Consider the following 13476-nt stretch of genomic DNA (forward strand, 5'->3'; position numbering starts at 1 on the left):
ACGGTGGGACATCGGATCGCCCCCCTTTCTCAACTCGACACGCCGCCGAGAGAAACGGTTGGGCAGGAAACTCAGGCCCCGTCAGGCCCCGCCGTCCCCACGGATCACCGCGAGCACCGCGTCCAGCTCATCGGGCTTGACGAGGACGTCGCGGGCCTTGGAGCCCTCGCTCGGCCCCACGATGCCCCGCGACTCCATCAGGTCCATGAGTCTGCCCGCCTTCGCGAATCCCACACGCAGTTTGCGCTGCAGCATCGAGGTCGAACCGAACTGGGTGGAGACGACCAGCTCCGCGGCCTGGCACAGCAGGTCCAGGTCGTCGCCGATCTCCTCGTCGATCTCCCTCTTCTTGGCCGTGCCCACGGTGACGTCGTCCCGGAAGACGGGCGCCATCTGGTCCTTGCAGTGCTGCACGACGGCCGCGACCTCGGCCTCCGTGACGAAGGCCCCCTGCATGCGGACCGGCTTGCCCGCGCCCATGGGCAGGAAGAGGCCGTCGCCCTTGCCGATCAGCTTCTCGGCGCCCGGCTGGTCGAGGATGACGCGGCTGTCGGCGAGCGAGGAGGTGGCGAAGGCGAGCCGGGACGGCACGTTCGCCTTGATCAGGCCGGTGACGACGTCGACGGACGGGCGCTGGGTGGCCAGGACGAGGTGGATGCCGGCGGCGCGCGCGAGCTGGGTGATGCGCACGATCGAGTCCTCGACGTCCCGCGGGGCGACCATCATCAGGTCCGCCAGCTCGTCGACGATGACCAGCAGATAGGGGTACGGGGAGAGCTCGCGTCCGCTGCCCTCCGGAGGAGTGACCTTGCCCGCCCGGACGGCCGCGTTGAAGTCGTCGATGTGCCGGAAGCCGAAGGCCGCCAGGTCGTCGTAGCGCAGGTCCATCTCGCGGACGACCCACTGCAGGGCCTCGGCCGCGCGCTTGGGGTTGGTGATGATCGGGGTGATCAGGTGCGGGATGCCCTCGTAGGCGGTCAGCTCCACGCGCTTGGGGTCGACGAGCACCATGCGGACCTCGTCGGGCGTCGCCCGCACCATCAGGGAGGTGATGAGGCAGTTGATGCACGAGGACTTGCCGGAGCCGGTGGCGCCCGCGACGAGGATGTGCGGCATCTTCGTCAGGTTGGCCATCACGTAGCCGCCCTCGACGTCCTTGCCGAGCGCGACGAGCATCGGGTGGTCGTCGCCCGCGGCGTCGGCCAGGCGGAGCACGTCCCCGAGGTTGACCATCTCCCGGTCGGTGTTCGGGATCTCGATGCCCACGGCGGACTTGCCGGGGATCGGGGAGATGATGCGCACGTCCGGGCTGGCGACGGCGTAGGCGATGTTCTTGGCGAGGGCCGTGATGCGCTCGACCTTGACGGCCGGGCCCAGCTCCACCTCGTAGCGCGTGACCGTCGGGCCGCGGGTGAAGCCGGTGACGGCGGCGTCGACCTTGAACTCCGAGAAGACGTTGGTCAGCGCGGCCACTATGGCGTCGTTCGCGGCGCTGCGCGCCTTGCCCGGCCCGCCCCGCTCCAGCAGGTCGAGCGTGGGCAGCGAGTAGGTGATGTCGCCGGAGAGCTGGAGCTGCTCGGCGCGGGCGGGCAGGCCGGAGCCCGCCTCGGGGGCGGGCGCGGGCTTGGTGAGGTCCGGCACGCCCTTGGTGAGGTCGGGGACGCCCTGTGTGCGGTCCGCCGCCCCGGGCTCCTTGCCGCGGCCCCGCGCGCCCGGCACGGCGCCCGGCTGCCCGGTCTCCTGGCCGATGCCGCTGCTGAGCCCGGCGACGAGCGGGGTGGGCGGCACGCCGTGCAGCACGGCACCGTCGAGCGCGGCGGCGGCCGCGGCCGCCATGTCCACGGCGTCGGGCTCGCGGGCGGACGGGGGCTCCACGGGCCCGCCGGCCTGCCGCCGCGGCTTGCGCCGCTTGCTGAGCGCCTCCTCCTCGGCCCGCTCCGGGTCGAGGGCCTCACCGGCGGCCCGTCGCGTGGCAGCGCGGCGGGGGCGCGCGGGAGGATCCTCGCGCCAGTCGTCGGCGTAGTCCGCCCCGTAGCCGCCGGCGTCCTCCCCCTCGTACTCGCCGGGGAGGGGCTCGACGACGCCGAGGCGTATGCCGAGCTGCCGCAGCCGGCGCGGAATGGCGTTGACCGGAGTGGCCGTGACGACCAGCAGCCCGAAGACCGTGAGCAGCACCAGCAGCGGTACGGCGAGGACTTCGCCGACCGTGTAGACCAGGGGCTTGGACGCGGCCCAGCCGATCAGCCCGCCGGCGTCCTGCAGGGCCTGCGAGCCGTCGCCGCGGCCCGGGGAGCCGCAGGCCACGTGGACCTGCCCGAGGACGCCGATCACCAGCGCGGACAGGCCGATGACGATCCGTCCGTTGGCCTCGGGACGCTCGGGGTGGCGGAAGAGCCGGACCGCGATGATGCCGAGGAGTATCGGCACGACGAGGTCGAGCCGCCCGAACGCGCCGGTGACGAGCATGGTCACCAGATCGCCGACCGGGCCCTCCAGGCTGGACCACGTGCCCGCGGCCACGATGAGGGCGATGCCCAGCAGGAGCAGCGCGAGGCCGTCCTTGCGGTGGGCCGGGTCGAGGCCCCGCGCGCCGCGGCCGACGCCGCGGAAGAGCGCGCCCACGCCGTGCGCCACGCCCCGCCCCACGCGGCGGACGCCGCCGGGAGGAGCGGGCGCGCGCTTGGGGGCCCGCTTGGCCGCGGCCTTCTTCGCGGGCGGCTTGCGGGGCGGCGCCTTCTTGGCGGGCGCCCGGCCGGCGGGCCTGGGCTGGGACTTCTTGGCAGCGCCCCCCGAGCGCCCGGCACCCTGCTTCGAGGTGCCCGCCGTGCTCTGGGAACCCTTGCCGGACGTACGTGAGGCCATGGTGCCGAGATTACCGTTGCCGGGCGCGAGGGACACCCGCGCCCCGGCGTTCACCCGTTCGTGTCGGGGCCTTGTGATTCCAAGGGTGACGCGGCGTCAAAGGACCGGCCGGAGACCGGAAGCCGAAGGCGGTGAACCGACGGCCGGAAGGGGCGGAAGGGTCAGCTGGAGGCGGGCAGCGGGCTCGCCCCGCTGCCGGCCCCGGGCTCCAGGGCGTCCAGCGCCCGGCGCAGCCCGGTGAGTTTGCGCTCGAGGTGGGCGGCGGTGGCGACCGCCGCGGCGTCGGCGGACTCGTCCAGCTGCTTGGTGAGCGCCTCGGCCTGCTCCTCGACGGCGGCCAGCCGTGCGGACAGCTCGGCGAGCAGCCCCGCGGGCTCCTGGGCCGCGGCCGCGCCCGTACGCCCCGACTGGCCGTTCTCCAGCTGCAGCCGCAACAGGGCCGCCTGCTCGCGCAGCTGGCAGTTCTTCATGTACAGCTCGACGAAGACCGAGACCTTGGCGCGCAGCACCCACGGGTCGAAGGGCTTGGAGATGTAGTCCACCGCGCCCGCCGCGTAGCCGCGGAAGGTGTGGTGCGGGCCGTGGTTGATGGCGGTCAGGAAGATGATGGGGATGTCCCGCGTGCGCTCCCGCCGCTTGATGTGCGCCGCGGTCTCGAAACCGTCCATGCCAGGCATCTGGACGTCCAGCAGGATCACCGCGAAATCGTCCGTCAGCAGCGCCTTGAGCGCTTCCTCCCCTGACGATGCCCGTACCAGTGTCTGATCGAGCGCCGAGAGGATCGCCTCCAGCGCCAGCAGATTTTCCGGCCGGTCATCGACCAGGAGGATCTTGGCCTTCTGCACCATGGCCCGTCCTCCTCGCCCCGGCAGTGCACCGGGCGCCGCCCCAGGGGACGACTCCCTTGCGCCGCCCGTCCTTGTGCCGGTCATGGTAGCCGCACCCCGCCGGTCGCCACACCCTGTCACCGCGATGTCACTGTGCACGTAGCAGAAACGTAGTGGGGGACCAGAAGGTTCCCCGATTCGCCGGTCCCCACACGTCCTCGTGCACAGTCCGTCAGCGCTCGCCCGGAAGCCGGCCGCGGAGCCCGCACGGGGCCCGCGGCCGGGCGTCACTCGGCGCGCATCCACTGCTCCATCACCGTGAGCAGGTGATCGGTGTCGACCGGCTTGGTGACGTAGTCGGAGGCGCCGGCATCCAGGCTCTTCTCCCGGTCGCCCTTCATCGCCTTGGCGGTCAGCGCGATGATGGGCAGGCCCGCGAACTGCGGCATCCTGCGGATGGCGGCCGTCGTGGCGTAGCCGTCCATCTCCGGCATCATGATGTCCATCAGGACCACCACGACGTCGTCGTGCTGCTCCAGGACCTCGATCCCCTCGCGCCCGTTCTCCGCGTAGAGCACCGACAGCCCGTGCTGCTCCAGCACGCTCGTGAGGGCGAACACATTGCGGATGTCGTCGTCGACGATCAGCACCTTCTCGCCGTGGAAGCCTCCGCCGAACCCGGAGCCGAAGCCCTTGGCCGTCGGTTGCTCTGTGTCACCGAAGGGCTCCGTTGGCCAAGGCTCGCCGCCCTGCGGGACCGCCGGGGACCGGTCCGCCGGAGCGGCCGGGGCGGGCCACTGCGCGGCGGCCTGCGCGGCTCGCTGGCGCCGCAGGAGCAGACCGGCCGCCCCGCGCGCGGACGCCTCCGGGCCGGCGCCGGGCAGGCCCGCCTCCACCGCCGTGACGTCCTCGGGGCCGCCCGTGTGCTCGGCGCCGCCCGGCTCGGGCCGGGTGCCCGGCGCGAGCTGCGGATAGCCCTGGGGCGGCAGCTCACCGGCGTTGAGCGGGAGGTAGAGGGTGAAGGTGGAGCCGCGGCCGGGCTCGCTCGCGGCGTGGATCTCACCGCCGAGCAGCCGGGCGATCTCCCGGCTGATCGACAGCCCCAGGCCCGTGCCGCCGTACTTGCGGCTGGTCGTCCCGTCGGCCTGCTTGAACGCCTCGAAGATGACCCGCATCTTGCTGGCCGCGATGCCGATGCCGGTGTCGGTGACCGAGAAGGCGATCACCTCGCCGTCCGGGTCGCGCAGCGAACCGGCCTCCAGGAGCTGCTCGCGGATGGTGTCCGGGACGTCGCCGCCGGCGGGCCGGATGACCAGCTCCACGGCGCCGGTGTCGGTGAACTTGACCGCGTTCGACAGCAGGTTGCGCAGCACCTGCAGCAGCCGCTGCTCGTCGGTGTGCAGCGTGGCCGGCAGCTCGGGCGAGACCCGGACGGAGAAGTCCAGGCCCTTCTCCGCCGTCAGCGGCCGGAACGTGGCCTCCACGTAGTCCACGAGCTGGACGAGCGCGATACGGGTCGGGCTCACGTCCATCTTGCCCGCCTCGACCTTCGACAGGTCCAGGATGTCGTTGATCAGCTGCAGCAGGTCCGAGCCCGCCCCGTGGATGGTCTCGGCGAACTCCACCTGTTTCGGCGAGAGGTTGCCGTCCGCGTTGTCGGCGAGCAGCTTCGCGAGGATGAGCAGCGAGTTGAGCGGGGTGCGCAGCTCGTGCGACATGTTGGCGAGGAACTCGGACTTGTAGCGCATCGAGACCGCGAGCTGCTCCGCGCGCTCCTCCAGCACCTGCCGGGCCTCCTCGATCTCGGTGTTCTTCACCTCGATGTCGCGGTTCTGCCGGGCCAGGCGCTCGGACTTCTCCTCCAGCTCGGCGTTGGAGATCTCCAGCGCCTTCTGCCGGTTCTCCAGCTCGGCCGACCGCTCGCGCAGCTGCTCCGTCAGCTCCTGCGACTGCTTGAGCAGGATCTCCGTCTTGGTGTTGACGCTGATCGTGTTGACGCTGGTGCCGATCATCTCGGCGATCTGGTTGAGGAAGTCCTTCTGGATCTGGGCGAACGGCTGGAACGAGGCCAGCTCGATCACCCCGAGCACCTGGCCCTCGAAGAGCACCGGCAGCACGATGACGTGGGCCGGCGGCGCCTCGCCCAGACCGGAGGCGATCTTCAGGTAGCCCGGTGGCACGTTCTCCACCAGGATGGTCCGCTTCTCCTTCGCGGCGGTGCCGATCAGCGTCTCGCCCGGCCGGAAGGAGGTGGGCATGGAGCCCATCGAGTAACCGTACGAGCCGAGCATGCGCAGCTCGTACGCGTCCTCTTCGTGCTCGCCGCCCTGACCGCCGGGCGAGCCCGTCGGCATCGCCAGGAAGAACGCGCCGTGCTGCGCGGAGACCACCGGCGTCAGCTCGCTCATGATCAGCCCGGCGACGTCGTCGAGGTCCCGGCGGCCCTGCAGGAGGCCGGAGATCCGGGCGACGTTGCCCTTGAGCCAGTCCTGCTCCTTGTTGGCCAGGGTGGTCTCGCGGAGGTTGGCGATCATCGTGTTGATGTTGTCCTGGAGCTCCAGGATCTCGCCGGCCGCATCCACGTCGATCTTGAGGTTGAGGTCGCCGCGGGTCACCGCGGTGGCGACCTCGGCGATGGCCCGCACCTGACGGGTCAGGTTCCCGGCCATCTCGTTGACCGACTCGGTCAGGTCCCGCCAGGTGCCGTCCACGTCGCGCACCCGCGCCTGGCCGCCCAGCTGCCCCTCGGTTCCCACCTCGCGGGCCACCCGCGTGACCTGCTCGGCGAAGGACGACAGCTGGTCGACCATCGTGTTGATGGTCGTCTTCAGCTGGAGGATCTCGCCCCGCGCGTCGATGTCGATCTTCTTGGTGAGATCGCCCTGCGCGATGGCCGTGGTGACCATCGCGATGTTGCGGACCTGGCCGGTCAGGTTGGAGGCCATGGCGTTCACGGACTCCGTGAGGTCCTTCCACGTGCCGCTCACGCCCGGCACGCGGGCCTGGCCGCCCAGGATGCCGTCGGTGCCCACCTCGCGGGCCACGCGCGTGACCTCGTCCGCGAAGGACGACAGCGTCGTCACCATGGTGTTGACGGTGTCGGCCAGCTGCGCGACCTCGCCGCGCGCCTCGACCGTCACCTTCTTGGTCAGGTCGCCGTTGGCGACCGCCGCCGCGACCTGCGAGATGTTCCGCACCTGGCTGGTCAGGTTGTTGGCCATCAGGTTGACGTTGTCGCTGAGGTCCTTCCAGATGCCGGTGACGTCGCGCACCCGCGCCTGACCGCCCAGCTGACCCTCGGTGCCGACCTCGCGGGCCACCCGCGTCACCTGCTCGGCGAAGTCCGAGAGCTGGTCCACCATCGTGTTCACGGTGGTGACCAGTTCGAGGATCTCGCCCTTCGCGTCAACGGTGATCTTCTTCGACAGGTCGCCCTTGGCGACCGCCGTCGTCACCTCGGCGATGTTGCGCACCTGCGACGTCAGGTTGTTGGCCATGAAGTTAACCGACTGCGTGAGGTCCTTCCAGGTGCCGGACACCCCCTGGACCTCGGCCTGGCCGCCCAGGATGCCCTCGGTGCCGACCTCCCGCGCCACGCGCGTGACCTGGTCGGCGAACGAGGACAGCTGGTCCACCATCGTGTTGAGGGTGTTCTTCAGCTCCAGGATCTCGCCCCGGGCGTCCACGTCGATCTTCTGCGAGAGGTCACCGCGCGCCACCGCCGTGGCGACCTGCGCGATGTTGCGGACCTGCGCCGTCAGATTGCCCGCCATGCCGTTGACGGAGTCCGTGAGGTCCCGCCAGACGCCGGCCACACCGGGCACCTGCGCCTGACCGCCCAGCCGGCCGTCCGTACCCACCTCACGGGCCACGCGCGTGACCTGCTCCGCGAAGGCGGACAGCTGGTCGACCATCGTGTTGATGGTGTTCTTCAGCTCCAGGATCTCGCCGCGCGCGTCCACGTCGATCTTCTGGGAGAGGTCGCCGCGGGCGACCGCCGTGGTCACCTGCGCGATCTGCCGCACCTGGGAAGTCAGGTTGCCGGCCATGAAGTTGACCGAGTCGGTCAGCTCCTTCCAGGTGCCGCTGACGCCGTCCACCCGGGCCTGACCGCCCAGCCGGCCCTCCGTGCCCACGTCCCGCGCCATGCGCGTGACCTGGTCGGCGAAGGACGACAGCTGGTCGACCATGGTGTTCACGGTGTTCTTCAGCTGCAGCATCTCGCCGGAGACGTCGACCGTCACCTTCTGCGAGAGATCGCCGTTGGCCACCGCCGTGGTCACCTGGGCGATGTTGCGGACCTGCCCCGTGAGGTTACGGAAAGCGGTGTTCACCGAATCCGTGAGGTCCTTCCACGTACCCGCCGCACCGGGCACCGCCGCCTGGCCGCCGAGCTCGCCCTCGACACCGATCTCCCGCGCCACGCGCGTCACTTCGGCACCGAACGAGGACAGCTGGTCGACCATCGTGTTGACCGTGTTCTTGAGCTCCAGCATCTCGCCGGAGACATCGACGGTCACCTTCTGCCCCAGGTCGCCGTTGGCGACGGCGGTCGTCACCTGGGCGATGTCCCGCACCTGCGTCGTGACGTTGCGGAAGGCCGTGTTCACCGAATCGGTGAGGTCCTTCCACGTGCCCGCGGCCCCCGGCACCTGCGCCTGACCGCCCAGCCGGCCCTCGGCACCGACCTCGCTGGCCACCCGCGTCACCTCGTCGGCGAAGGTGCGCAGCGTCTCCGTCATCTGGTTGATCGTCTCGGCCAGCTGGGCGATCTCGCCCCGCGCGCTGACCGTCACCTTCTGCGACAGGTCGCCGTTGGCCACCGCCGTCGTGACCTGCGCGATGCCCCGCACCTGCGCGGTCAGGTTCCCGGCCATGAGGTTGACCGAGTCGGTCAGGTCCTTCCAGACGCCCGCGACGCCGGGCACCTGCGCCTGACCGCCCAGCTCGCCCTCCGTGCCGACCTCGCGCGCCACGCGCGTGACCTCGGAGGCGAAGGACGACAGCTGGTCCACCATCGTGTTGACGGTGTTCTTCAGCTCGAGCATCTCCCCGGCCACGTGCACCGTGACCTTCCGGGAGAGGTCGCCCTTGGCGACCGCCGTCGTCACGAGCGCGATGTCACGCACCTGAGCGGTGAGCCGCGACGCCATCGTGTTGACGGAATCCGTGAGGTCCTTCCACGAACCCGACATACCGCGCACCCGGGCCTGCCCGCCGAGCTTGCCCTCGGTGCCGACCTCGCTCGCCACCCGCGTCACCTCGTCGGTGAACGCCGACAGCTGGTCCACGAGGCCGTTGACCGTACGCCCCACCTTGAGGAACTCGCCCCGCAGCGGGTGCGCCGCCCCGTCCGCGCCCTGCGAGCGCAGGTCCATCCGCTGCTCCAGGTCGCCCTCGGCCACCGCCGACAGCACCCGGCCCACCTCGGACACCGGCCGCACCAGGTCGTCCACCAGCGCGTTCGACGCGTCGATCGCGGCCGCCCAGGCGCCCTCGCAGGCACCCACCTCCAGCCGCTCCGTGAGCTTTCCCTCACGGCCCACGACCCTGCGGACCCTCGCCAGCTCACCCGTGAGCTGCAGGTTCCGGTCCGCGACCTCGTTGAAGACCGCGGCGATCTCGGCCATCACCCCGTCGCCGGAGACCGTCAGCCGCTTCCGGAAGTTGCCGTCGCGCATGGCGGACAGTGCCGTCAGCAGCCTGGTCAAGGCCGCCGTGTCCACTTCCGTCGTCCCATTGGCCCGGGACCGTCCGCCCTTCGCGCGCGTGCTCACGCCCCGCGCCGCCGCGCCAGACTCCACCGTGTCCCTCCCGCAGGGTCGATCATCCTCGTCGGGCTTCCACTTCAATCTTTCCCAGTGTTTCACCCCGGCCCGGCCAGGCCATAACAGTTCGGCAGCATCGCACACGGTCCGCGGGCACTCCGAAGGTGGAATCAGCTCGCACCGGCCTCCGCCCGTGCGGTGAAGGTAAGTAACCTGGCATCCGGCCAGGGCAATGGAGGGGCGCTGCGACATGGGCGAGCAGACCGCCGAGACCTACACGAGGAGACCTGTGATCACCGCGCGGGCTGCCGCCACCTTCGAGCCGGTCGGACGCTCGGTCGCCTCCGCCCGCGCCTTCGTCCGGGACACCCTCCAGGGCTGGGGCCATCCCGACATCATCGACGACGCCGTCGTCCTGACCAGCGAGCTCGTCACCAACGCCGTCGTCCACGCCGGCACCGCCGCCGACGTCCTGTGCATGCGCACCGGCACCGGCGTCCGCGTCGAGGTCGCCGACCGCTATCCCGAGCGCGAGGTGCCCCTGCAGAGCTCCGCGCGCCGCATCGGCGGCGTCGACCGCGAAGGCGGCCGCGGCCTGCTGCTGTGCGCCGCCCTCGCCACCCGCTGGGGCGTCGAGTACACCCCCACCCACAAGCAGGTCTGGTTCCAGCTCGACCTGCCCGACCGCCCCGCCGGCACCCGCTCCGCGGGCCCCGCCCTGCCCACCGAGGCCCTGCCCCTGGCCGACCCGCGCGTCCGCGTCGGCGTCGTCCAGCTCGACCGCACCGGCTCCATCACCGGCTGGAACGACGACGCGGCCGCCCTCTTCGGCTTCACCGCCGACCAGGTCACCGGCAAGCCGCTCACCGACTTCGCCGCCTGGCCGCACACCCCCGGCACCTCCACCGGCATCGCCGAGGCCCTGCGCCTGTCCCGCTGGGAGGGCTCGTACGGCATAAGGGGCGCCGACGGCCGCATCACCCCCGTCTACGCCTCCCACCTGCGCGTCCGCGACACCGAAGGCGCGCCCTCCACCGTCTGCCTGCTGGTGCGCGAGGAGGAGCGGGCCGTCCTGCAGAGCCTGCAGCGCTCCCCCGCCCCCGACAGCGGCGCCGCCGACCGGAGCACCGCCGACCCCTTCGAGGTCTTCATCGGCTCCCCCGCCCCCGACGACCTCGACGGCCTCCTGCAGCGCACCGTCGAGCGGGCGCGCGACATGCTCGACGGCGACGCCGCCTACCTCCTGCTGGCCACCGACGACGAGACCGAGCTGGAGGTACGGGCCTCCACCGGCCTGCCGTCCGCCCGCCAGCGCTTCGCCCGCGTCCCGGTCGAGGCCGGCACCGGCCGCTACGGCTCCGCCCGCATGCCCGCCGTCCACGAGGACCTCGCCGTCATCCCCGGCGCCGTGCCCCTCCTCGCCGACACCGGCATGCGCTCCGTCGTCACCGTCCCCCTCAAGGTCGAAGGCCGCCTCACCGGCTCCCTGGGCGTCGCCGCCGAGGCCCCGGGCCGCTACAGCAACGAGGAGGCCCTCCGCCTCCAGTTCGCCGCGGACCGCATCGCGCTCGCCGTCGAGCGCGCCCGCCTCAACGAGCTCGAACGGCTCCGCCGCGGCTCCCTGTCCTTCCTGGTCGAGGCCTCCGACCTGCTCGCCGGCACCCTCGACCGCGACCAGACCCTCGCCCTCATGGCCCAGATGACGGTCCCCACCCTGGCCACCTGGTGCGCCGTCTACACCGTCGCCGACCCCGCATCCGAGCCCGAGCTGTCCTACGTCCTGCACGAGGACGAGGACCGCATCGACGGCCTCAAGACGCTCCTCGGCAAGCTCGCCCCGCCGGACCCGGTCCCCACACCCGGCGCCCGCGTCTGGACGGCCCCCTCCGAAGCCGCCCACGCCTCCGCCCTGCGCGGCTCCCTGCGCTCCCTCGGCCTGGCCGACTCCACCGACCACCCGGCCGCGCCCAGCACGTCCCTCGCCACGGCGGCGGCCGTGGGCGGCGAGACCGTCGTCCTGCCGCTCGTGGCCCGCAACCGCGTCATCGGCATGCTCACGCTCGGCAAGCCCACCGACGACCACTTCCGCCAGGAGATCCTGGAGCTCGCCGAGGACCTGTCGCGCCGGGCGGCCCTCGCCCTCGACAACGCCCGCCTCTACAGCGAGCGCACCGCCATCAGCCAGTCCCTGCAGCGCAGCCTCCTCCCGCCGGAGCTGCTGCACGTCCCCGGCGTCGAGGTCGACGTCATCTACCGCGCCGCGGGCGAGGGCAACGAGGTCGGCGGCGACTTCTACGACCTCTTCCCGATCCGCGACGGCGCGTACGGCTTCGCCATCGGCGACGTCTGCGGCACGGGCCCGGAGGCCGCGGCGGTCACCGGCCTCGCCCGGCACGCACTGCGCCTGCTCGCCCGCGAGGGCTACGGCGGCCCGGCCGTCCTGGAGCGCCTGAACGCCGCCATCCTCGACGAGGGCGCCCGCAGCCGCTTCCTGACGCTGCTGTACGGCGAGCTGCGGCCGCAGGAGGACGGCAGCGCGGTCCTCAAGGTCGTCTGCGCGGGGCACCCGCTCCCGCTGCGCCTGCGCCAGGACGGCACGGTGGAGGCCGCGGCCGACCCGCAGCCGCTGCTGGGCGTCATGGAGGACCTGGAGCTGTACGAGCAGACCGTCACTATGGAGCCGGGTGACGTGCTGCTGTGCGTCACGGATGGCGTGACCGAGCGCCGCGAGGGCACGCGCATGCTCGGCGACGACGGCCTCACGGACCTGCTGACGACGTGTACGGGCCTGACGGCCGGCGCGGTGGCCGCGCGGGTGCTGCGGGCGGTCGAGCGCTTCGCCGCCGAGCCCGCGTCGGACGACATGGCGATCCTGGCGATGCGGGTGCCGGAACTGCAGTGAGTGAACGCGAAGAAGGCCCCCGCCATTTGGCGGGGGCCTTCTTTATCGAGCCCCAAAACGGAATCGAACCGTTGACCTTCTCCTTACCATGGAGACGCTCTGCCGACTGAGCTATTGGGGCCGGCAACGAGATAAAGCATACCCCATGTTCGTACGCCCTTTTGACCACGTGGACGGGGTGGGGCGAAAGGTGCCGGACCCGCCCCGGTCAGCGGTTCAGGCGGCTTCCGGGACCAGTCCGCCGAGCGCGTTGCAGACCGCCACGACGCGGTGGAGTTCCCTTGGGGTGAGTGCGGCGTCCACGGGCAGGGCGAGGCACTGGTCGGCGGCCCGCTCGGTTTCGGCGAGCCACAACTCCCGCCGGTAGGCGGGCAGTCGGTGCACGGGTGTCTGTACGGGGATGTGGCAGCGTACGCCACGGGCCCGCAGTGCCCGCGCGAAGGCGTCGCGGTCCGGCCGGCCGTTGCCCGGGATGCGGACGACGTAGGTGCGGTAGGTGTGTTCGATGCCCGGGCCGGTGGCGGGCGTCACCACGCCCCTGAGCCGGGTGTTGAGGTACGCGGCGTTCGCCTGCCTCCTCCGGGTGTTCTCGTCCAGGGGGCTTGAGGGCTCGTGCTCGACGACGATCAGCCCGCGCCGTTCGGCGACGGCCCGCAGGCCGGCCAGGTCGGCGCGGCGGCCGAAGAGGTGAACGGGCATCAGTGCGGCGGTGCGGAGCGTGAGGGTCGCGGCGACCGAGGCGGGGTCGAGGCAGAGGCTGTCCGGGTCGATGTCCGCGAACACGGGCACGGCCCCGGCCCGGCGGACGGCCTCGGCCGCGTCCGCTGTGGCGTACGACGGTACGACGACCTCGTCACCTGCACCGATGCCGGCTGCCGTGAGAGCTTCCACTGTCCCCATGAGGGGAGGGTTTCCGCAGGACGTGAACGCGGTGCAAATAAAAAAGCTCCGGTAGCTGAACATGAGTTCAGCTACCGGAGCTTCTAAAATTTGTTCGGCGGCGTCCTACTCTCCCACACGGTCCCCCATGCAGTACCATCGGCGCTGAAAGGCTTAGCTTCCGGGTTCGGAATGTAACCGGGCGTTTCCCTAACGCTATGACCACCGAAACACTATG

The 13476-nt window shown here is 71.5% G+C and carries 5 protein-coding genes, 1 tRNA gene and 1 rRNA gene; 1 reads left to right on the forward strand and 6 read right to left on the reverse strand.

Annotated elements, in window-relative coordinates:
• Positions 1-81 precede the first annotated feature (81 nt).
• The 3 genes from ACOTKD_RS22360 to ACOTKD_RS22370 form a co-directional block, all read right to left on the reverse strand.
• Positions 82-2862 carry a DNA translocase FtsK gene (locus ACOTKD_RS22360; RefSeq protein WP_424890759.1) on the reverse strand — a complete coding sequence of 927 codons (2781 nt, stop codon included), beginning with the start codon at positions 2860-2862 and terminating at the stop codon, positions 82-84.
• A 161-nt stretch (positions 2863-3023) separates the two neighbouring features.
• Positions 3024-3710, reverse strand: a complete 687-nt coding sequence (locus ACOTKD_RS22365) for a response regulator (protein WP_030368719.1) — start codon at positions 3708-3710, stop codon at positions 3024-3026.
• Positions 3711-3976: 266 nt separating this feature from the next.
• The gene (locus tag ACOTKD_RS22370) at positions 3977-9493 is read right to left on the reverse strand and encodes a HAMP domain-containing protein (RefSeq protein ID WP_424890760.1); all 5517 of its coding nucleotides are present in this window, start codon (positions 9491-9493) and stop codon (positions 3977-3979) included.
• A gap of 214 nt (positions 9494-9707) precedes the next feature.
• Between ACOTKD_RS22370 and ACOTKD_RS22375 the strand changes: the two genes are divergently transcribed.
• Complete coding sequence (locus ACOTKD_RS22375) at positions 9708-12359, forward strand: SpoIIE family protein phosphatase (RefSeq protein WP_424890761.1); 2652 nt, start codon at positions 9708-9710, stop codon at positions 12357-12359.
• Between the two features lie 48 nt (positions 12360-12407).
• Here the strand turns inward: ACOTKD_RS22375 and ACOTKD_RS22380 are convergent.
• From ACOTKD_RS22380 to rrf, 3 genes are all read right to left on the reverse strand, one after another.
• Positions 12408-12480, reverse strand: a tRNA-Thr gene (locus ACOTKD_RS22380).
• A gap of 95 nt (positions 12481-12575) precedes the next feature.
• Positions 12576-13259 carry a DegT/DnrJ/EryC1/StrS family aminotransferase gene (locus tag ACOTKD_RS22385; RefSeq protein ID WP_424890762.1) on the reverse strand — a complete coding sequence of 228 codons (684 nt, stop codon included), beginning with the start codon at positions 13257-13259 and terminating at the stop codon, positions 12576-12578.
• A gap of 92 nt (positions 13260-13351) precedes the next feature.
• Positions 13352-13468, reverse strand: a 5S ribosomal RNA gene (gene rrf / locus ACOTKD_RS22390).
• Between the last annotated feature and the right edge of the window lie 8 nt (positions 13469-13476).

Source organism: Streptomyces sp. XH2 (assembly GCF_049725035.1).
GTDB classification, from domain to species: Bacteria; Actinomycetota; Actinomycetes; order Streptomycetales; family Streptomycetaceae; genus Streptomyces; species Streptomyces roseoverticillatus.